The organism is Nitrospirillum iridis (assembly GCF_014205765.1).
Taxonomy (GTDB): domain Bacteria; phylum Pseudomonadota; class Alphaproteobacteria; order Azospirillales; family Azospirillaceae; genus Nitrospirillum; species Nitrospirillum iridis.
In genome coordinates this window covers 334,881-352,409 of the sequence record NZ_JACIIZ010000001.1, presented here as the reverse complement: position 1 = coordinate 352,409, position 17,529 = coordinate 334,881, and the positions used below count along the sequence as shown (strand labels likewise).

Here is a 17,529-nt window from a genome sequence, read left to right as displayed (position 1 = left end):
AACAGCTCAGTCCGCCACAACCTCGGCCGCCGGGACCTCCGGCAGCAGGGCGGCGGCCTTCACCCACCAGGTGGGACGCACGCGGTTGATCAAGGCCGCGGCCGCGGCCGCGGCCTCGACCTCGGCATAGAGACCGATGCAGGTGGCGCCGCTGCCCGACATACGGGCCAGCAGACAGCCGGGCGTGGCGTCCAACGCCGCGAGCACGTCGGTGATGGCCGGCGACAGGCTTTCCGCCGCGGCACCCAGGTCGTTGCCCCGCGCCCGCAGCAACCGGGCGAAGTCGGCGACGTCCACCGGGTCGCGCTCAAGCCGGCCGGCGGTGGACCAGGCGCCGGCGCGGGCGGCGAAGACATCCTTGGTCGGCATGTGCACGCCGGGGTTCACCAGCAGCAGCCCCGTCGCCGGCAGACGCGGCCCCGCCACCACCTGCTCCCCCGCGCCACCGAAGTAAGCGGTGCGGCCGAACAGGCAAACCGGCACGTCGGCACCCAGGGTGGGGGCCAGTTCCACTAGGCGGGCGTCGTCCTGTTCCACGCCCCACAGCAGGGCCAGCGCCTTCAGCGTGGCGGCGGCATCGGCCGATCCGCCGCCGATGCCCGATGCCACCGGCAGGTTCTTGGTCAGGCGGATGGCGACGTGCGGGTCGCGGCCCAGCACCTCCGCCAACGCGTGGGCGGCGCGCGACACCAGGTTGCGACCAGTGCCTTCCGCCACCAGGGTGCTGCCGAAGGGGCCGTCGATTGCCAGGCTGAAGCCCGGCGCCTCGGTCACGGTGATCAGATCATGGGCGGTGGCGAACACCACCAGGCTGTCCAGCTCATGATAGCCGTCGGGGCGCTTGCCCAGGACATGCAGGTAGAGGTTCAGCTTGGCGGCGGCGGCGGCACTTACCGTGGTCACGGGACTGGATTCCTTGGGACGAACCGAACGGCGGGGACGAACCGAACGGGGAGATGATTGAACGGACAGTCGGGGTCAGTTTACCGCGCGGCGGCGGGGTCGCGCTTCAGCTTTTCTTCCAGGGCCGCCTTCAGGGTGTCCTCGGGGTTCTCCCGAACGGCGCGCTGCCACTGATAGTGCGCCTCCAGCCGGCGGCCGCTGGCCCAGTAGGCGTCGCCCAGATGGTCGTTGATGGCCGGGTCGCGGGACTTCAGCTCCGCCGCCCGCTCCAACAGATCGACCGCGCCGCCGACATCGCCGGCGCGGTACTTGGCCCAGCCCAGGCTGTCGACGATGGCGCCATCGTTGGGGCGCAGCTTCACCGCCTGTTCCAGCAACTGGCGGGCCTGGTCCAGCTTCACGCCCCGCTCCGACCAGGCGTAGCCCAGATAGTTCAGCACGCCCGGCTGGTTGGGCTGCAGCTGCAGGGCGCGCAGCAGGTCGGACTCCGCCTCCGGCCAGTGGCCCATCTGGTCCTGCACCGTGGCGCGGGCGTAGTAGAGGAACCAGTCCCCGCCATTGGCATGGCCGCCCAGCCGGTCGATGGCCTGGTTGTAGGCGGTGAGCGCCTCCGCCAGCTTGTTGTCGGCGCGCAGCAGATCACCCAGGCGCACCAGGGCGTCGCTGCGGTCCGGCCGCTCCGCCGCCATGGCCTTCAGGATGGTCGCCGCCTCCGGCGTTCTCTTCAGGCGGGCCAGCGCGTCGGCTTGGCGCAGGCGCGCGGCCCACAGCAGGCCCGCGTCCGCCTTCTCTCCCACCTTCATGCCCAGTTCGGTGACGACGGCGTTGTATTCGGCCACCGCCTCGCCGTCCCGGTCCAGCTCCGACAGGGTTTCGCCCGCCAGCATGCGGGCCGGGGCCAGCGACGGATCCAGATGCAGCGCCAGCCGGGTGTAGAGCAGCGCCACCTCCGCCACCTTTTCCTGGTTGATGGCGGCGGCCACATCGAACAGCGCTTCCGCCAGGCCCTCGGTGGCGGTGGCGACCATCCGGGCCGGATGGGGCCGGGCCAGCGCGGCCCGGGCGGCATCGCCCATGGGACCTCGGGGGTCCGCTTGCAGGATGGCGGCCACCGCCGCCTGCGCCTGGTCGGGGTGGCCGGCGCGCATCTCGAAATTGGCGCGCAGCATGGCGACGCGCAGCACCTGCCCGCCGTCCCCGGCCTGGGCGTACCAGGTACGGGCCGCGTCCTCATGGCCCGCCAGATCCTCAATCAGGGCGGCGTGCAGGGCCGCCATGGCGCGGAACGAAGGCTGGGCCACCAGCGGCTCCAGCGCCGCCTTGGCCGCCGGCCAATCACCTTTGCGCGCCTTGACCCAGGCGGTAACCAGGGGCCGCATGAAGGTGCCCAGGCCGTCCTTGGGCAGGGCGTCGATGGCCTGCAGGGCGGCGGCCTCGTCCCCCGCCGCCACGGCGTCGGCCGCCAGCAGGGTCAGGGCCACAGGGTTGCCGTCCTTGGCCGCCACCAGGCGCTTGGCCAGGGGCAGCGCCACCTTGGTGCGGCCGAGGCCGACATTGATCAGCACCGCGCGGCGCAGCAGGGTCAGGTCATCGGGGTCGGATTTGAGGCTGAGCGCCAGGAAGTCGGCCGCCGCCGTCCAGTCCCCCGCCCCTTGCGCCACCTTGCCGGCGACGAAGGCCGACAGGGGATCGGGACCGGCCGGCTGTTCCGGCGCCTTGGCCGCCCAGGCGGAACCGCCACAGGCCATGGCCCACAGGCCCGCCAGTATGATCCGTGATGATGTCCGCCGCAAAAACTGCACGAGATGCCGCCGTTTCTCAAGGAATGCGCCCCCGCCCGTCGTCGGCGGGGGCCCTGCGGCCCCAAGCTAATCGGTAAACGCGCGCGGAACAACCACGCCCGCCAGAAACGGGAAAGGCGCCCGGGGTGGGGCGCCTTCTCAGCCGCAGGCTCACATACCGCATCACATATTGGGATAGTTGGGGCCCCCGCCGCCCTCCGGCACCGTCCAGTTGATGTTCTGGGTCGGGTCCTTGATATCGCAGGTTTTGCAGTGCACGCAGTTCTGCGCGTTGATGACGAAGCGCGGGTTCTGCCCGTTGTCGTCGCGCGTCACCTCGTACACGCCGGCCGGGCAGTAGCGCTGCGCCGGCTCGTCATATGTCGGCAGGTTGAAGGCGATGGGGACCGTTGGATCCTTCAGCTTCAGGTGCGACGGCTGGTCTTCCTCATGGTTGGTGTTGGAGATGAACACCGAGGACAGGCGGTCGAAGCTGATGACACCATCGGGCTTGGGATAGACGATCTTCTTGGCCTGCGCCGCCGGCACCAGGCTTTCATGGTCCGGCTTGCCGTGATGCTGGGTCCACCCCACCAGGAAGCCCAGCTTCAGGTCGTTGAGCCACATGTGCAGGCCACCCAGCGCCGTGCCCAGCCATAGGCCGTGCTTCAGGCTGGGCTTCACGTTGCGCACCTTGTACAGGTCCTGGAACACCCAGCTCTCGCGCCACTTGGTCTCCAGCGCCGTCAGCTCGTCATGGCCCTCGCCGCCCGCCGCCAGGCGCTCGAACGCCGCCTCGGCGGCCAGCATGCCGGTCTTCATGGCGTTGTGGCTGCCCTTGATGCGCGGCAGGTTGACGAAGCCGGCGGAACAGCCGATCAGCGCGCCGCCGGGGAAGGTCAGCTTGGGCACCGACTGCAGCCCGCCCTCATTGATGGCGCGGGCGCCATAGGACAGGCGCTTGCCACCCTCCAGATAGGGGCGGATCAGCGGGTGCTGCTTGAAGCGCTGGAATTCCTCGAACGGCGACAGGTAGGGGTTGGTGTAGTTCAGGTGCACCACGAAGCCGATGGCCACCTGATTGTCCTCCAGGTGGTACATGAAGGAGCCGCCGCCGGTCTTGGTGTCCAGTGGCCAGCCCTGGCTGTGCAACACCAGGCCCTGTTTGTGCTTGGCCGGATCGATCTGCCACAGCTCCTTGATGCCGAGGCCGTACTTCTGCGGGTCGACACCGTCGCGCAGGTTGTATCGGGCCATCAGCTCCTTGGACAGGTTGCCGCGCACGCCCTCGGCGAACAGCGTGTACTTGCCGTGCAACTCCATGCCGGGGGTGTGGCGGTCCGTCGGCTCGCCATCCTTGCCGATGCCCATGTCGCCGGTGGCGATGCCCTTGACCGACCCGTCGTCGTGGTACAGCACCTCGGCCGCGGCGAAGCCGGGATAGATCTCGACCCCCAGCTCTTCCGCTTGGCCCGCCAGCCAACGGCAGACGTTGCCCAGGCTGACGATGTAGTTGCCGTGGTTGTTCATCAGCGGCGGCAGCAGCGCATTGGGGATGCGGGCCGAGCCGACCTCGGTCAGGATGTAGAAGCGATCGTCGGTGACGGGGGTGTTGAGCGGCGCGCCCTTCTCTTTCCAATCGGGGATCAGCTCGTTCAAGGCGATGGGATCGATGACAGCGCCCGACAGGATGTGGGCGCCCACCTCCGACCCCTTTTCGATGACGCAGACGCTGATTTCCGTGTCCGCGGCGGCGGCCAGCTGCTTCAGCCGTATCGCGGCCGACAACCCCGAGGGGCCGGCGCCGACGATGACGACGTCATACTCCATCGACTCCCGTTCCATGTCCTTGCGCCTTCTTCTTCCCTGGTTACCGGTGCGGCGGTCCCTAGCTCTCTTCACCAAGCGCATTCACGCTTCAGGGCCCTTTTGCGGATGGGCCCTAGCCATGCGGGGAGCGACGCCCTTTTCGCGCGCGTCCGCCCCATGCGGTTGATGAAGAAACACAACGGCGATGGTAGGGTCAAATCATGATTGACACGGCAAATGCCGTCGCGGATCTGGCCTGGCTGGTCGAGATCGGCGCCGACGAAGCGATCAACGACCAGCCGACGGATTGGACCCGCGTGGCCAGCCGCAGGACGCCTACTGCGCGCGACGCCGCCCCCGCCCGCCCGCCCGCGGGTGCGCCCGCCCCTGGCCGCGCGGCAACACCGCCGGAAAAAAGTTTCAGCCCGCCGCCGGCCATCCCGCCAGCCGTCGCCACCGATGGCCCCCCGGCCGCCCCCTTCGGGGCGAACGAGGTGCGCGCCAGCGCGCGCAGCGCCGCCATGGCCGCCACCACGCTGGAGGATCTTCACAAAGCCCTGCTGTCGTTCGATGGCTGCCCGCTGCGCCAAACCGCGACCTCCACCGTCTTCGCTGACGGCAACCCCAAGGCCCGAATCATGCTGGTGGGGGAGGCGCCGGGCGAACAGGAGGACCGGCAGGGCAAGCCCTTCGTCGGCCCCGCCGGCGCGCTGCTGGACCGGATGCTGGCCGCCATCGGCCTGGACCGCCATGCCGAGGATCCGGGCAAGGCGGTCTACATCAGCAACGTCCTGCCCTGGCGCCCGCCCGGCAACCGCAACCCGACGGATAGTGAAATCGCGGCCTGCCTGCCCTTCGTGCAGCGGCATGTGGAGATCGCGGACCCCGATATCCTGGTCTTCCTGGGCGGCATCTCGGCCAAGACCCTGCTGGCCAAGACGGAGGGTATCACCCGCCTGCGCGGCCGCTGGTTCGACTATGGCAGCCCCGGCCTGACCCGGCCGCTGCCCGCCCTGCCGCTGCTGCACCCCGCCTACCTGCTGCGCAACCCGGGGGCGAAGCGCGAAACCTGGCGGGACCTGCTGTCGCTGCGCCAGAAGCTGGACGCCCTGCCGCCGCGACCCTGACACCCGTCCCGATCGGGGGCCGGCCTTGCGTTTTGGCAGCCCCCATGTTCTATCTATGTTCCCAGGCCACTCATTGACGGGCCGGACCGCAATAGGCAGCATGGCCCGATGACTTCCCCCCTGGATGCCCCCTCCCCCACGTCTGCCCTGGACCCGGCGCGCGATCTGTTGGCCACGGCCGGCAAGAAGCGCTTCGCCACCGTGCTGGCCGACCCGCCCTGGCGATTCGTGAACCGCACCGGCAAGATGGCGCCGGAGCATCACCGCCTGTCGCGCTACGGCACCATGTCGGTGGAGGAGATCTGCGCCCTGCCGGTGTCCAAGGTGCTGGCCGACACGGCACACCTGTACCTGTGGGTGCCCAACGCCCTGCTGCCCGAGGGCTTGCAGGTCATGCAGGCCTGGGGCTTCCAGTACAAGACCAACCTGGTGTGGCATAAGCTGCGCAAGGACGGCGGGTCCGATGGGCGGGGCGTGGGCTTCTACTTCCGCAACGTCACAGAACTGATCCTGTTCGGCGTGCGCGGCAAGAACGCCCGCACGCTGGACCCCGGCCGCACCCAGGTGAATTACCTGGGCACCCGCAAGCGCGAGCATTCGCGCAAACCCGATGAGCAGTACGAGCTGATCGAGGCGTGCAGCCCCGGCCCCTATCTGGAAATGTTCGCCCGCGGCGCCCGTCCCAAATGGACCGTGTGGGGCAACCAGGCGGATGAGAGCTACGAGCCCACCTGGGACACCTACGCCCACAACTCCGCCACCCAGCGCCGGGTCGCGGCGGCGGAGTAGGCTCAGTCTTCGCTCGGGCGCCGGGCCGTGTGGCGGAAGCCGTGGATGACGATACTGTCCCCCATAACCTGATAGAGAATCAGGTACGGGTATGGGGTGGCCACCGCGCGTCGAATGCCTGGGCGCTTCGTGAGGCGCCCGACGTAAGGGTGGGCCGCCAATATGGCGACAATATCCTGAAGCCTGCGCTTGACGTTCCGAGCCCCCGATGGCGAGCGCTCGTCAATATAATCCAGTATCGCCGCAAGTTCGGCGCCGGCCGCCGGCGTATAACGGACCTTCATAGACCGTGCTTGGCCCAAATCGCCTGAATTTCTTCATCGCTGGCAAACTCACCGCGCTCAGCCTGAGCCAGCGACTCCTCCAGCCCCGCCATCTCCTCATCCGTCAACTCGACCGCCGCCTGATCCAAGCCAGCAAGTTGGAGAAGGACGTGGGCGAGTTCGTCCTGAACCGCGTCCGGCAAAACGCGCACCGCTTCAACGGCTTGTTCAAGTAAGCGGGTCATCGCCGATACTCCAGGTAATGGCCAGGCCCACTGAAGATGGCATCGACGCTATGCCGTGTCGAGACGCGGGCTCGGTTCAGCGCCCCCGCCGTCCCCAGAACAGGCCGGCCTTGCGGCCGGTGGCGCGGGTGGCGGCTTGCTCTTCCAGGAAGGCCTCTTCCAGCGCCGCCATCTGCTCCGCCGTCAGGCCCAGGGGCAGGTAATCGATGTCGGACGCGGGGTTGGCCACGCGCCCACCGGAGGCGCCCCGATGAGCGGGGGCCCGCTTCACATCAGAACCGAACAGACGCCGCATCGCCTAACCTCAAGCCAAACTGCCAAACATTAGAACGGCTTCCCGATTTCCCGGGGCCGATTTCCCAGCGCCGACTTCATGGGCACGATGACACAACAACATCGCATGGGAATGCCGCGTTTTCGCGGCAAAGACCATGTGGCAAAAGGTTAGGCTGCCACAACCGACAGGTCTAGGCCGCCGGATTAGGCCACAGGATTAGGCCAGGGTAGCGTTGAGGCCCGCATCCAGGTCGGCGATCAGATCGTCCACATCCTCGATGCCCACGGACAGGCGCACCAGGCCGTCATCGATGCCCGCCGCCGCCCGCAGCTCCGCCGGGATGGAGGCATGGGTCATGATGGCCGGATGCTCGATCAGGCTTTCCACCCCGCCCAGGCTTTCGGCCAGGGAGAACAGCTCCGTCCGTTCCAGCAGGCGCTTGGCGGCGCCCAGCCCGCCCTTGAGGCTGACGGAGACCATGCCGCCGGCGCCGCGCATCTGGCGCCGGGCCAGGTCATGCTGTGGATGGCTGGCCAGGCCGGGATAGCGCACCCGCGCCACCGCCGGGTGCCGCTCCAGCCACTGGGCGATGGCGGCGGCGTTGGACCCGTGCCGTTCCATGCGCAGCGACAAGGTCTTCAGGCCGCGCAAGGCCAGGAAGCTGTCGAAGGGACCGGCCACCGCCCCGACCGCGTTCTGCAGGAAGCCCAGGCGCTCCGCCACCGCCCCCTCCTCCCGCGCCACGGCGACACCGCCCACCATGTCGCAATGACCGTTCAGGTACTTGGTGGCGGAGTGCACGACGACATCGAAGCCCAGTTCCAGCGGGCGCTGGGCGTAGGGCGTGGCGAAGGTATTGTCGCAGACGGCGATGAGGCCATGCCGCCGGGCGAAGGCGGCCACCGCCTCCAGATCCACCAGCTTCAACAGCGGATTGGTCGGCGTCTCCACCCACAGCATGCGGGTGTTGGGGGTCAGCGCCGCCTCCAGCCGGGCCGGGTCGGTCATGTCGACGAAGCTGGCGGACAGGCCCATGGTCCGTTTGCGCACCCGCTCGAACAGCCGGTAGGTGCCGCCGTAAAGGTCGTCCATGGCGATGATGTGGCTGCCAGCGTCCAGCAGTTCCAGGATGGTCGCCTCCGCCGCCAGGCCGGAGGCGAAGGCATAGCCCCGCACGCCCCCCTCCAGATCCGCCACACAGCGTTCATAGGCCATGCGGGTGGGGTTCTGGCTGCGGCTGTACTCATAGCCCTTATGGACGCCGGGGCTTTCCTGGACATAGGTCGAGGTGGCGTAGATGGGCACGGTGATGGCGCCGGTGCTGGGGTCCGGCTCCTGCCCCGCGTGCACGGTGCGGGTGGCGAAGGCCCGCTGGTTGGGAAGGGCGCGGGTGGGGCTGTCGTCGGCCATGGGGGTTCCTTGTGGGAAGACCGGGAGGGGGAGAAGAGCGGAGCGGTAGGGCGGGTCAGCCCAGTTGACGCCGCAGATGGTTCAGCAGGTCGACACGGGTCAGCAATCCCAAGAAGGCGTCGTCCTCGGTGACCAGGGCCACCATGTTGCGGCTGAAGATGCCGTCCAGCACGCCGATGGGGGCGGTCACCGGCACGGTTTCCAGCCGCGCCGTCATGGCCCCGCTGACCGGCCCGCGAAAGCGGCTGGGGTCGGGCTCCACGTGCAGCAGCAGGTCGGACTCGTCCAGCAGGCCCACCACCCGGCCGCCCTGCATCACCGGCAGCTGCGAGACGTCGGCGATGCGCATGCGCTTGTACGCCGTCAGCAGGGTGTCGTCAGGGGACACGGTCACGACCTGCCCCTTGTCCACCCGCCGGGTCATCAGGTCGCGCAGGTCACCCGTCCGCTCACGCGGCAGGAAGCCCTGGTCGGCCATCCAGCCGTCATTGAACATCTTGGAGAGGTACTTGTTGCCGGTGTCGCAGACCAGGGTGACCACCCGCTTGGGCACCGTCTGCGCCCGGCAATAGCGCAGCGCGGCGGCGAACAGCGTGCCGCTGGACGACCCGCCCAACACGCCCTCCTTGCGCAGCAACTCGCGGGCGGCGTTCAGGCTTTCGGAATCGGGCACCGTATAGGCGTCGTCCACGAACTGCAGGTCACAGTTGGGCGGCACGAAATCCTCGCCGATGCCCTCCACCACCCAGCTGCCGGGCTCGTCATGGCGGCCGGTCTTGACCAGGTCGCGCAGGATGGAGCCCTGGGGGTCGGCCAGCACCAGGCGGGTGCGCGGGCTGGCCGCGCGGAAATAGCGGCCGAGACCGGTCAGCGTGCCGCCGGAGCCGACACCCACCACCACCGCGTCCAAGCGCCCGTCCATCTGGCGCAGCAGCTCCGGCCCCGTCCAGCGCTCATGCGCCGCCGGGTTGTCGGGGTTGGCGAACTGGTTCATGTAGACCGCACCCGGGATTTCCCCGGCCAGCCGCTCGGCGATGTCCTGGTAATAGTCGGGATGGCCCTTGCCCACATCGCTGCGCGTCACGTGGATTTCGGCGCCCAGCGCGCGTAGATGGTTGATCTTCTCCGCCGCCATCTTGTCGGGGATGACCAGCACCAGGCGATAGCCTTTGGCGGCGCAGACCAGGGCCAAGCCTAAGCCGGTGTTGCCGGCCGTCGCCTCCACCACCGTGCCGCCGGGCTTCAGGCGGCCGGACTTCTCCGCCCCCTCCACCATGGCGAGGCCGATACGGTCCTTGATGGAGCCGCCGGGGTTCTGGTTCTCCAGCTTCAGGTACAGCTCACACGGGCCGGTATCGACCTTGGTGACGCGGATCAGCGGCGTGTTGCCGATCAGGGACAGGATGGCGGGGCCGGCATCGCCGGGGCTGTCAGGGGACGGGGCAAGGGCGGCTGGGGTAGGGGTGGACGGAACAGGGGCGGACGACGCGTGCGCGATCGACATTGGGGCAACCCTCTCGGTCTGTTTGTTAAACAAAACAGTGACCGATGGCCCTGGGCCTGACAATCCCCCGTCAGTATAGGGACTTATGGCCGTTCTGTCGCCGCGCGTTCCATTTGGCGGCGGGGCCTATTGCTTTTGCCGCAATGCACCATATTACAAGCTTGCGACACGCCCCATTACTTCGAAATGTTCTGGCGCCACGGGGCGGTAATTCGCATCAATCAAACCCCGCCGATGCAAATTGGCCAGGTTGGCCGCCAGATTGTCAATGCAGGCGGGACGGTCCCAGCCTTCCAGCCAGTTCTGCTCCAGGAAGGCCAGGATGGCGGGTTGGCCCAGCTCCACCTCCCACAGGATGCCGATGAGGGAGGACAGGGCCTCCTCCTCGATCTGGGTTTCCAGGTCGACGCAGATGGCGGCGTTGGCCTCCGCGATGCGGCCGGTCTCCGGCCCGGCGCCCAGGCCGAAATCGACCAGCCCCCGGCGCTCCGGCGGCGCCACCAGCCAATGCCCGATCTCATGGATCAGGACGTAGGATTCGCTCTGGGTACGGATGGCGTGCCCGTCCCAGCTGTAGGCCTGCATGGGCAGCTCATCAATGGTCGCTATGCCGAAGCGATGGGCAAGGGCGATGCCGGCCGCCCGGTGCTGGGGCGTGTCCACGCCCATGGGCACCAGCTCCAGGGTGGCGGCGATGCGCTCGAACACCTCGACCGCGAGGCGCGGCACGGCCGGAACCTCGGCCCGCATGCGGCGGCGCAAATCGTCCAGGATGGCCGGCAAATCCTCCAGGGGGATGGGCGTCAGGATCATCAGGCGCGCTCCAGCACCACGAAGCTGTGGGCGGGGGCGGGATCGACCGCCACCTCCAGCGCCGGCACGTCGCGGCGCGACACCTCGCGCCACTCCGCCCGGTCGAAGGCGGGGAAGAAGGCGTCGCCCTCGGGGTTGGCGTGGACCTCGGTCAGGTACAGCCGGTGCGCGGTCTTCAGCGCGGTGGCGAACAGCAGCTCCCCGCCGATGACCATGACCTCGGCCGCCCCATCCGCCGCCGCGATCAGGCGGGCCTGGGCGATGGCGGCGTCCAGGCTGTGGCACACCACGCCGCCCTGGGCGCGGTAGTCCTGCTTATGCGTGACGATGACGTTGGTGCGGCCCGGCAGCGGCTTGGCCCCGATGCTCTCCCACGTCCGCCGGCCCATGACCACCGGTTTGCCCAGGGTCATCTCCTTGAAATACTTCAGATCCCCCTTCAAGCGCCATGGCAGGCGGTTCTCCACGCCGATGACGTTGTTGGTCGACACGGCGGCGATGAGGGCCAAGGGGATGGCGGCGGGATCGGTCATGGGTGCGCGGGCCTGGCTGATGAACGCTCAAGGCCTGCGGTTTTACGGCAAACCGCCGTGCCGGAGAATGCGGAAGATCAAAGGGCGGGGGTGCGTCAGTCAGCGGGGCGCCAGCCCGCCCGGGCCAGCTCAACGCGGCAAACGTCCGCCAGTGTGGGCAATCCGACCTTGACTGTTTCCCACAGGATGGCGCTTTCCCGCATGAAATATTCGTGGATCAGCAGATTGCGCATGCCGAGAACCTGCCGCCACGGCACCTGCGGATGCCGGGCCTTCAAGGCTTCATCCAGATCCTTGGATGCCTCCCCAATGGCCAGGATGCGATAGGCGGTGGCATCCTGGACGTCCATGTCGTTCAGGAACGTTTGCCGGTCCAGCGTCGCAACCTGCCGTTCGATCCGGGCGATCAGCTCCAGAATGTCCAGTAAGATGTCGACGGCCGGGCTGTCGGACATCAAAACACACGTACCGCATCCGCCTCGATCCGACCGCGCCGCCGGGGGTGGATGGCCTCGCGGGTCATGATGTCCACCTTCGCGCCCAGAATGTCCTGCAGGCGCTCCTGCACCGCCGCCAGGCTGAACAGGGTGAAGCCTTGCGGTTGGTCCAGGTCGAAAAAGACATCCACGTCGGACGTGTCGGTCGCCTCACCCCGCGCGACCGACCCGAACAGGAACAGCGCGCCGATGCCGGCACGGCGGAATTCCGGTTCGTGCTGCTTCAACAGACGTATGGCGTGGTCACGGTTCATCAGGACTGGGATCGCTGATCCAATTTGCGGGCACACCGTAAATTTACGTCCCCGGCCCGGTCCTGTCCATGCCCCCTCACCCGCCCGCCTTCAACGCCACCAGCCTCCGTTCCGCGTTCGTGTTCTTCGGGTCCAGCTCCAGCGAGCGCTGGTAGGCCACGATGGCCCCCGCCTTGTCGCCGGTGGCGGCCAGCGCCTCGGCCAGGCTGTCCTGGGCGTTGCCGCTGGCGGGGAACAGGTCAGCCACCAGCTTCAGCAGCGGCAGGGCGTTCCGGGGCTGGCCGTTGCTGAGCAGGCGGTAGCCCCAGTCGTTCAGTTCCGCCTCCTCCACCTGGAAGGCCGGGTCCTTGGCCTTCAACTCGGCATAGAGGGCGGCGGCCTGGTCATAGCCCCGGCGCTGCAACTCCGCCCTGAGCGCCGCGACACCCGTCAGCTTGGCGCCGTAGAAGGCGGCCACCTGGTCGATCATGTCCTCCGGATTGGCGCCGGACAGGTTGGTCAAGATGACAACGCCGACATCGTCCTCGGGATAGAGGAAGAAGGCGGAGCGGCTGCCGCCGGTCATGCCCACGGCGCGGTGGTCGCCCCGGTTCAGCACCACCCAGCCCAGGCCCCACTGGCTCGCGCGGCCGTCGTTGAAGCGGGCCGGGGTCCACAGCAGGCGCAGGCTGTCGGCATCCAGCAATCGCTCCTGGCTGACGGCGATCATCCAGCGCGCCATGTCCTCCGCCGTGCTGTCCAGGCCGGAGGAGGCGCGATGCATGGGACGGAACAGCTCATAAACCGGGTGGGGCGTGGCGACGGGCGCGCCGTCCGGCCCCGGCGCATAGCTGTTGCGGTATCCCGCCGCCTTGCCCGGTGTCACCATGCCACTGTCGCCATAGGCGGTGTGGGTCATGCCCGCCGCCTCAAACTCCCAGCCGTTGATGGGCGTATCGGGCGGCTGGCCCGTCAGCCCGTCCACCACCCGCTGGATCAGGGTGTAGTTGGTCTGGCAATAATCGAAGCGCTCACCGGGGGTGAACTTCATGGGCTGGGCCTGGACCCAGGCCCAGATGGCGTCGCCCCCCACGCGCTCATCCCGGTCGCCCGGCGCGCGGTTGATGTCGGGCAGGCCCGACATGTGGGTCAGCAGCTGGCGGATGGTGATGGGGCGCCAGGCGGCGGGCAGGTCGGCCAGGTACTGGCCCACCGGCGCATCGAGGTCCAGGCGTCCCTCTTGCACCTGGCGCATCGCGGCGACGCCGGTGAAGGCCTTGGTGATGGAGTTGACGGCGAAGATGGTCTCCGCCGTCACCGGCACCGGGGTCTGGAGATTCGCGATGCCATAGCTGCGCGACAGCACCAGGCGGCCGTGCTGGATGACCGCCACCTGCATCCCGGGAATGCCGCCCGCCCGCATCTGGGCTTGCAGGAAGGCGTCCACCTGGGCCGCGAGAGGGTCGGCCGCGGCGGATGCCGCCACCGCCTTGGGTTGGGCCATCGCCACCGCCGGCAGGGCGGTCAGCGCGACCGCCGCCCCAATACCCATCCACCATCCCGCCCACCGCATCGCGTCCCCGCTTCATTCATCGCTGGTTCGGGGACACGGTAGCAGGCGGGAGGCGCAGGCCCGAGGGCCACTCCGCGAGGGGCCAATCACACGGCCACGTCGGCCTTGATATGGGGGTGGGGATCGTAGCCGGTGATCTCGAAATCCTCGAAGCGATAGTCGAACAGGCTGTCCGGCTTGCGCTTGATCACCAGTTGGGGAAAGGGCCGGGGCGCGCGCGTCAACTGCTCTTCCGCCTGGGGGACGTGGTTGAGGTAGAGGTGGACGTCGCCGCCCTGCCACACCAAGTCACCCACGTCCAGGCCGCACTGATGGGCCAGCATGTGGATCAGCAGGGCGCCTTCGCACAGGTTCCAGGGAAGGCCCAGCAGGGTGTCGGCGCTGCGCTGGAAGATCAGGCCGGACAGCTTTCCGTCCGCCACGAAGAACTGATAGGTCATGTGGCAGGGCGGCAGCGCCATGTCCGGCAGGTCGGCCACGTTCCAGCCGGTGAACAGCAGGCGCCGGCTGGTGGGGTTGGTGCGGATGCCGTCGACCAGGTCCTGGATCTGATCGATGACCCGGCCGTCCGGCCCCTGCCACCGCCGCCACTGCTTGCCGTAAACGGGGCCCAGATCGCCCCATTGGGCGGCGAAGGCATCGTCGGCCAGGACACGGGCCTCGAAATCCTCCTGGGAAATGGTCTCGCCCGTCTTCTTGCGGTAGTTGGCCAGCGGCCAGTCCGTCCAGATGCGCACCTTGTTGGCCAGCAGCGGACGGATGCTGGTGTCGCCCGACAGGAACCACAGCATCTCGTGGATGGCCTGGCGGTGGAAAATCTTCTTGGTGGTCAGCAGGGGGAAGCCGGCCGACAGGTCGAAACGCATCTGCTCGCCGAACAGCGCCTTGGTGCCCACGCCGGTGCGGTCCACCCGGGCCACACCCTGGTCGATCAGGCGGCGCAGCAGCGACAGGTACTGGTATTCCGGATGCGCCATGGCGGGCCCCTCACGCGATGCAGGACGTCGCGGCGACGTTACGACACGTCGGCGGCGCGACGCCACATAATGTGGTGACGATCCGGTATGCCGGCCCCCCAGGGGCGGTGGCCGGGCCGGTGGGGGGGCCAGATCGACCCGGGGCGCAACCGGGCCATGTGCCGGCCGGCATGCCTAATCCCGACAGGGGACTAGCGCGACGCCCCCCGCGTCCCTATATTAGGGACGTCGGGTTCGCCCGACTATGGCGATAAACGCCTTGCGGAATAAGCGTTACGGACCCGGGGGCGGTACCCGGCGCCTCCACCATCATGGGGGCGAATTAGGATCGACGTGCGTGGTAAAGGCATGGTTTTCGCTCGGCATGGTTCCGCCGTCATCGGGCCGTTTTATAGGTGCCAACGATAACACGGCGCCTGCTCTTCGCATGGCCGCCTAATACCCTCAACGGGGTGTTAGTGGTTAGCTAAGAACGGGGTTCGGGGGGCACCCGGCAACAGAAGCCCCCCACTTTAAGAGAGCGGATCCGCGACAAGGCACCCCAGGGCGCCTTGGGTTCCGCGATCCCTCTCGACAGAACAAGGATAGGCGGCTATGTCCGCCCTGCCCCGCCAGCGCTTTCGCGCGCCCAGGCTTGCAAATTGCGCGGCGGGCGGGTCTATTGGTGACGTCATCATCCCGCTACCGGAGCGTTTTGCCTGCCATGTCCACTGATCTCCTTCGCTACGACCGTATGGTCGAGGCCGCCCTGCGCCGGGTTGTGCGCGATGCGCTGAGGGAAGTGCAGGAACATGGCTTGCCCGGGGAGCACCATTTCTTCATCAGCTTCCGCACCCAGTATCCGGGTGTGCGCATGCCGGAATTCCTGCGCGCCAAATACCCGGATGAGATCACCATCGTCCTGCAATACCAGTTCTATGGCCTGGACGTGAATGACGAGCGGGTGGAAGTCACCCTCAGCTTCAACGGCAGCCATGAGCGCCTGGTGGTGCCCATGGCCGCCATCACCACCTTCGCCGACCCCTCGGTGAACTTCGCCCTGCAATTCCAGCCGCCCGATGAGGAGGAAGGGGAAGACGTGGTGGACGAGGCCGTCGAGGAAGAGCCCGCCCCCGCCGAGGGTGAGGACGAGGACGCGCCCAAGCAGGGCGGCACCGTCGTGGCGCTGGACGCCTTCCGCAAGAAGTAAGCCGGACACGGCCGGGGAGCGTCGCCTATGCCCGTCTCTCCCGACTTTCTCGACTACATCCTGGACCTGCTGGCCCCGCTTTCAAACGAATATGGGGGGCCGGTTGAGGCGCCCCGCCTGTTCGGCGGCCGGGGTTTGACCCTGCACGGCCGCAACTTCGCCCTGATCACCCGCGACGACACCCTCTACCTGAAGACCGACGCCGTCAGCCAGCCCACCTTCGCGGCCGCCGGCTGCATCCGCTTCACCCCCTGGGCCGACAAGCCCCACCGCTCGCTGGGCTATTACACCCCGCCCGATGGCGCGATGGACGACCCCGACGAGTTGCTGCGCTGGGCCCGCCTGGCGGTGGGCGCCGCCCTGCGCGCGCCAGCCAAGGCGCCGAAGAAGGCCAGGGCACCGGCAGCGGCGAAAAAGAAGAACTTGGCGGACATGCTGCTGGAGTAGGCGCACGGTTTTGGTACCGAACTGGAACTCCCCAGTGTCATCGCCGGTAGATCACAACCCTGTTTCCCCAGATGACCGCAAGACGGTCGCCGCCCACAGCGGCGTCATAAAGATTTTCGTAAATCCCCACCGCCTGCGAAAAGCGCGACGTAAGCGTCTGATCTATCATCAGAATTTTATTTGAATCCGCAGTACTTACGAGCAGCCGACCATCACCAAGCCAGCGAATGGACTGGATGCCGCGCGCGCCTAGGTCCTGCATCGGCATGGCCGTATCGGATTTCAGGTTGTAGGCGACGAGGGGTGACATTCCCTGGACGCCCTTTGGCACCCATTCTCCGCCCACGAACACCTGCTGATCCTCCTCATCAACATCGAGAGAGTGAAACGACAACTCCCCTAGGGGCCGCAGGACAGGGCTCCGGTTCTCGCCATCGCCAATGTCGGAAATGAACAAGGCGCCTATGCTCGCCACGGCAATACGCCGCGACTGATGAAGAAAGCGAATGGCCGAGATAGAGGTACGCCTTGACGCCCCCTCGGAGAAGGCGTTCACCGCAACAACAGACCAATCGGTCGTGCTGTAGATCACGACCCTGCTATCTATTCCGGCTCCAGCGGCGGCGAACATCGTCCCATCTGGCGACAGGTCACAGGCGCCGACCTGACCGACACTAGCACGCAGTTCCAACGGCTTTTCAATCCGCCTGATCAGATGACCGTCCGTGCCGTCCCAAACAGCCGCGAAAGAGTTCCGATCTACATCATCATGCGGCACCAATGGGGCGATGACATTGTTGTCCTTGGTGAAAAAGCACACCGCGAAAAGCTCGCCCCAATACCCGAGAACTCCCCGACCGTGTGCCAGTCATGTGTATCGACAATAGCCAGGGACCTGCCCATCAACACGGCAAGACGGGACCCATCCCCATTCCAGGCAACGCCGGTGGGCTGCGAGAATGGCAGCTCCTTCTCCACCTTGTAGTCCAGCATGTCGTGAGGGACAGGCCCTGGTTTCGGAGGGACGGAGATGGCCAGAAGGACGACGAAGACAGTCGCCAGCGTTCTCAAAAACGGAACCGCCAGCACGATCAAACCAAGCGCGACCGCGGCAACCACGCACACGGCAATACCGATCAGCAAGCGCTTCACCCGTTCC

At 67.5% G+C, this 17,529-nt stretch carries 20 protein-coding genes and 1 other RNA gene; 5 read left to right on the top strand and 16 right to left on the bottom strand.

Annotated features, from left to right (window positions below; all coding sequences use genetic code 11):
* Window positions 1-6: 6 nt before the first annotated feature.
* The 3 genes from FHS74_RS01525 to FHS74_RS01515 form a co-directional block, all read right to left on the bottom strand.
* Window positions 7-903: a 4-(cytidine 5'-diphospho)-2-C-methyl-D-erythritol kinase gene (locus FHS74_RS01525; protein WP_184796794.1), complete on the bottom strand. Its 897-nt coding sequence runs from the start codon at window positions 901-903 to the stop codon at window positions 7-9.
* Between the two features lie 80 nt (window positions 904-983).
* Entirely contained in the window at window positions 984-2,651 is a 1,668-nt protein-coding gene (locus FHS74_RS30235) for a tetratricopeptide repeat protein (RefSeq protein ID WP_246462847.1), read from the bottom strand.
* A gap of 216 nt (window positions 2,652-2,867) precedes the next feature.
* Window positions 2,868-4,529 (bottom strand): electron transfer flavoprotein-ubiquinone oxidoreductase, encoded by a 1,662-nt coding sequence (locus FHS74_RS01515; protein ID WP_184796792.1) that lies wholly within the window; start codon window positions 4,527-4,529, stop codon window positions 2,868-2,870.
* Between the two features lie 185 nt (window positions 4,530-4,714).
* Here FHS74_RS01515 and FHS74_RS01510 point away from each other — a divergent pair, with 185 nt between their 5' ends.
* Together FHS74_RS01510 and FHS74_RS01505 are read left to right on the top strand one after the other, a co-directional pair.
* Window positions 4,715-5,620, top strand: coding sequence for a uracil-DNA glycosylase (locus FHS74_RS01510; protein WP_184796790.1), 906 nt, complete (start codon window positions 4,715-4,717; stop codon window positions 5,618-5,620).
* A gap of 108 nt (window positions 5,621-5,728) precedes the next feature.
* On the top strand, window positions 5,729-6,409 hold the full coding sequence (locus FHS74_RS01505) for an MT-A70 family methyltransferase (RefSeq protein ID WP_184796788.1): 681 nt from the start codon (window positions 5,729-5,731) through the stop codon (window positions 6,407-6,409).
* A gap of 2 nt (window positions 6,410-6,411) precedes the next feature.
* On the opposite strand, the gene FHS74_RS31260 is transcribed toward FHS74_RS01505, so the two are convergent.
* The 11 genes from FHS74_RS31260 to thyA form a co-directional block, all read right to left on the bottom strand.
* Complete coding sequence (locus tag FHS74_RS31260; RefSeq protein WP_184796786.1) at window positions 6,412-6,693, bottom strand: type II toxin-antitoxin system RelE/ParE family toxin; 282 nt, start codon at window positions 6,691-6,693, stop codon at window positions 6,412-6,414.
* Window positions 6,690-6,917 carry a hypothetical protein gene (locus FHS74_RS01495; protein WP_184796784.1) on the bottom strand — a complete coding sequence of 76 codons (228 nt, stop codon included), beginning with the start codon at window positions 6,915-6,917 and terminating at the stop codon, window positions 6,690-6,692. Before FHS74_RS01495 ends, FHS74_RS31260 begins: the two co-directional genes overlap by 4 nt.
* Before the next feature lie 76 nt (window positions 6,918-6,993).
* The gene (locus FHS74_RS01490; RefSeq protein WP_184796782.1) at window positions 6,994-7,212 is read right to left on the bottom strand and encodes a hypothetical protein; all 219 of its coding nucleotides are present in this window, start codon (window positions 7,210-7,212) and stop codon (window positions 6,994-6,996) included.
* 198 nt (window positions 7,213-7,410) lie between these two features.
* The gene (locus tag FHS74_RS01485; RefSeq protein WP_184796780.1) at window positions 7,411-8,604 is read right to left on the bottom strand and encodes a trans-sulfuration enzyme family protein; all 1,194 of its coding nucleotides are present in this window, start codon (window positions 8,602-8,604) and stop codon (window positions 7,411-7,413) included.
* A 55-nt stretch (window positions 8,605-8,659) separates the two neighbouring features.
* Window positions 8,660-10,108: a pyridoxal-phosphate dependent enzyme gene (locus FHS74_RS01480; RefSeq protein WP_246462846.1), complete on the bottom strand. Its 1,449-nt coding sequence runs from the start codon at window positions 10,106-10,108 to the stop codon at window positions 8,660-8,662.
* A gap of 153 nt (window positions 10,109-10,261) precedes the next feature.
* Window positions 10,262-10,921: an elongation factor P hydroxylase gene (locus tag FHS74_RS30830; protein ID WP_184796778.1), complete on the bottom strand. Its 660-nt coding sequence runs from the start codon at window positions 10,919-10,921 to the stop codon at window positions 10,262-10,264.
* The gene (locus FHS74_RS01470) at window positions 10,921-11,454 is read right to left on the bottom strand and encodes a dihydrofolate reductase (protein ID WP_184796776.1); all 534 of its coding nucleotides are present in this window, start codon (window positions 11,452-11,454) and stop codon (window positions 10,921-10,923) included. The genes FHS74_RS30830 and FHS74_RS01470 overlap by 1 nt, the downstream gene beginning before the upstream one ends.
* Before the next feature lie 95 nt (window positions 11,455-11,549).
* Window positions 11,550-11,909: a HepT-like ribonuclease domain-containing protein gene (locus tag FHS74_RS01465; protein WP_184796774.1), complete on the bottom strand. Its 360-nt coding sequence runs from the start codon at window positions 11,907-11,909 to the stop codon at window positions 11,550-11,552.
* Window positions 11,909-12,205: a nucleotidyltransferase family protein gene (locus FHS74_RS01460; RefSeq protein WP_184796772.1), complete on the bottom strand. Its 297-nt coding sequence runs from the start codon at window positions 12,203-12,205 to the stop codon at window positions 11,909-11,911. The genes FHS74_RS01465 and FHS74_RS01460 overlap by 1 nt, the downstream gene beginning before the upstream one ends.
* A gap of 76 nt (window positions 12,206-12,281) precedes the next feature.
* On the bottom strand, window positions 12,282-13,736 hold the full coding sequence (locus FHS74_RS01455) for a serine hydrolase domain-containing protein (protein ID WP_246462845.1): 1,455 nt from the start codon (window positions 13,734-13,736) through the stop codon (window positions 12,282-12,284).
* 107 nt (window positions 13,737-13,843) lie between these two features.
* On the bottom strand, window positions 13,844-14,734 hold the full coding sequence (thyA, locus tag FHS74_RS01450) for a thymidylate synthase (protein ID WP_184796769.1): 891 nt from the start codon (window positions 14,732-14,734) through the stop codon (window positions 13,844-13,846).
* Between the two features lie 188 nt (window positions 14,735-14,922).
* On the opposite strand from thyA, the gene ssrA reads away from it, so the two are divergent.
* The 3 genes from ssrA (at window position 14,923) to FHS74_RS01435 (ending at window position 16,370) form a co-directional block, all read left to right on the top strand.
* Window positions 14,923-15,246: a transfer-messenger RNA gene (gene ssrA / locus FHS74_RS01445) on the top strand.
* Window positions 15,247-15,437: 191 nt separating this feature from the next.
* Complete coding sequence (locus FHS74_RS01440) at window positions 15,438-15,923, top strand: SspB family protein (protein WP_184796767.1); 486 nt, start codon at window positions 15,438-15,440, stop codon at window positions 15,921-15,923.
* Window positions 15,924-15,950: 27 nt separating this feature from the next.
* Window positions 15,951-16,370: a TfoX/Sxy family protein gene (locus FHS74_RS01435; RefSeq protein WP_184796765.1), complete on the top strand. Its 420-nt coding sequence runs from the start codon at window positions 15,951-15,953 to the stop codon at window positions 16,368-16,370.
* A gap of 37 nt (window positions 16,371-16,407) precedes the next feature.
* Here FHS74_RS01435 and FHS74_RS01430 read toward each other — a convergent pair whose 3' ends face one another.
* Both FHS74_RS01430 and FHS74_RS01425 read right to left on the bottom strand, forming a co-directional pair.
* Window positions 16,408-17,190 carry a WD40 repeat domain-containing protein gene (locus tag FHS74_RS01430; RefSeq protein WP_184796763.1) on the bottom strand — a complete coding sequence of 261 codons (783 nt, stop codon included), beginning with the start codon at window positions 17,188-17,190 and terminating at the stop codon, window positions 16,408-16,410.
* Entirely contained in the window at window positions 17,130-17,522 is a 393-nt protein-coding gene (locus tag FHS74_RS01425) for a hypothetical protein (RefSeq protein WP_184796761.1), read from the bottom strand. The genes FHS74_RS01430 and FHS74_RS01425 overlap by 61 nt, the downstream gene beginning before the upstream one ends.
* Between the last annotated feature and the right edge of the window lie 7 nt (window positions 17,523-17,529).

Coding starts and splice junctions, on each gene's coding strand:
- FHS74_RS30235 (WP_246462847.1), bottom strand. CDS start 2,651: ATGGCCTGTGGCGGTTCCGCCTGGGCGGCCAAGGCGCCGGAACAGCCG.
- FHS74_RS01515 (WP_184796792.1), bottom strand. CDS start 4,529: ATGGAACGGGAGTCGATGGAGTATGACGTCGTCATCGTCGGCGCCGGC.
- FHS74_RS01510 (WP_184796790.1), top strand. CDS start 4,715: ATGATTGACACGGCAAATGCCGTCGCGGATCTGGCCTGGCTGGTCGAG.
- FHS74_RS01505 (WP_184796788.1), top strand. CDS start 5,729: ATGACTTCCCCCCTGGATGCCCCCTCCCCCACGTCTGCCCTGGACCCG.
- FHS74_RS31260 (WP_184796786.1), bottom strand. CDS start 6,693: ATGAAGGTCCGTTATACGCCGGCGGCCGGCGCCGAACTTGCGGCGATA.
- FHS74_RS01495 (WP_184796784.1), bottom strand. CDS start 6,917: ATGACCCGCTTACTTGAACAAGCCGTTGAAGCGGTGCGCGTTTTGCCG.
- FHS74_RS01490 (WP_184796782.1), bottom strand. CDS start 7,212: ATGCGGCGTCTGTTCGGTTCTGATGTGAAGCGGGCCCCCGCTCATCGG.
- FHS74_RS01485 (WP_184796780.1), bottom strand. CDS start 8,604: ATGGCCGACGACAGCCCCACCCGCGCCCTTCCCAACCAGCGGGCCTTC.
- FHS74_RS01480 (WP_246462846.1), bottom strand. CDS start 10,108: ATGTCGATCGCGCACGCGTCGTCCGCCCCTGTTCCGTCCACCCCTACC.
- FHS74_RS30830 (WP_184796778.1), bottom strand. CDS start 10,921: ATGATCCTGACGCCCATCCCCCTGGAGGATTTGCCGGCCATCCTGGAC.
- FHS74_RS01470 (WP_184796776.1), bottom strand. CDS start 11,454: ATGACCGATCCCGCCGCCATCCCCTTGGCCCTCATCGCCGCCGTGTCG.
- FHS74_RS01465 (WP_184796774.1), bottom strand. CDS start 11,909: ATGTCCGACAGCCCGGCCGTCGACATCTTACTGGACATTCTGGAGCTG.
- FHS74_RS01460 (WP_184796772.1), bottom strand. CDS start 12,205: ATGAACCGTGACCACGCCATACGTCTGTTGAAGCAGCACGAACCGGAA.
- FHS74_RS01455 (WP_246462845.1), bottom strand. CDS start 13,736: ATGGGTATTGGGGCGGCGGTCGCGCTGACCGCCCTGCCGGCGGTGGCG.
- thyA (WP_184796769.1), bottom strand. CDS start 14,734: ATGGCGCATCCGGAATACCAGTACCTGTCGCTGCTGCGCCGCCTGATC.
- FHS74_RS01440 (WP_184796767.1), top strand. CDS start 15,438: ATGTCCACTGATCTCCTTCGCTACGACCGTATGGTCGAGGCCGCCCTG.
- FHS74_RS01435 (WP_184796765.1), top strand. CDS start 15,951: ATGCCCGTCTCTCCCGACTTTCTCGACTACATCCTGGACCTGCTGGCC.